At 70.0% G+C, this 223-nt stretch carries 1 protein-coding gene; it reads left to right on the top strand.

Features of this window, described 5'->3' with window-relative positions:
- A partial coding sequence (locus GWC77_RS30510) for a transposase (protein WP_173263123.1) occupies positions 1–223 on the top strand: 223 nt, incomplete at both ends.

Here is a 223-nt window from a genome sequence, read left to right on the forward strand (position 1 = left end):
GTGCGTTGCGGATGCGCTCGCGTCAGACCGAGGGTCTGCTGCGTTCGGTGCTGCAACTGAAGGGGCTCGCGCTGCCGGTTCCGGATCACACCACCCTGAGCCGGCGGGTGTTGATGGCGAGGCAACGTCGCGCGATACGCCGTGAGCCGTTGCCCGACGGGCCGCTGCACGTGCTGGTCGACAGCACCGGGCTGCAGGTCTACGGCGCGGGCCAGTGGCTGCA

It is taken from the genome of Paraburkholderia sp. NMBU_R16 (assembly GCF_013282575.1).
Lineage (GTDB): Bacteria > Pseudomonadota > Gammaproteobacteria > Burkholderiales > Burkholderiaceae > Trinickia.